The sequence below is a fragment of the Bradyrhizobium sp. BRP56 genome, assembly GCF_020194035.1.
Lineage (GTDB): Bacteria > Pseudomonadota > Alphaproteobacteria > Rhizobiales > Xanthobacteraceae > Bradyrhizobium > Bradyrhizobium australafricanum.
Genome location: NZ_JADYVV010000194.1, coordinates 1 through 475, shown reverse-complemented (window position 1 = coordinate 475; position 475 = coordinate 1). Strand labels below are relative to the sequence as shown.

The 475-nt window shown below is 67.4% G+C and carries 1 protein-coding gene; it reads left to right on the top strand.

Annotated features, from left to right (window positions below):
- Positions 1-216 (top strand): LON peptidase substrate-binding domain-containing protein (locus tag I6F38_RS43335; protein WP_225164707.1); only part of this gene is annotated, 216 nt, incomplete at its 5' end.
- Positions 217-475 lie beyond the last annotated feature (259 nt).

The window sequence follows — 475 nt, the reverse complement described above, 5'->3', positions numbered from 1 at the left end:
CCACAGCACGCGCTGCTGGCCACGGTGCTGGGGCACATCATCGAACAGGCCGGCGAGGCCTATGCGCCGTCCAACCCGGCGTTGCTGGACCAGGCCAGCTGGGTCGGCTGGCGGCTGGCCGAGCTGTTGCCGCTGAGCGAGCAGCAGCGCCTGCAGCTGCTGCAGATGGACGACCCGCACCAGCGATTGCAGCAGTTGCTGGGCTGGATGCCGTAGCAGCCTGCCTTGGGTGGGTGTGCACCTTGGTGCACACGCTGGGGCATGCGTGGAATGCCATCCACGCACGGCGTGGGATCTACTGTAGAGCCGAGCCTTTGCTCGGCTTGATGGTTCCCGCGAAGAGCAGCCGAGCATGGGCTCGGCTCTACAGTGGGTGATCGCGCACCGGTGCCGGTCAGGGCGTTGTGGTCTTCAACCGCAGCACCGGCAACCCGGTTTCGCTGTGCACGTCCTCGCGCTGCGGCAGGTCCTGCAC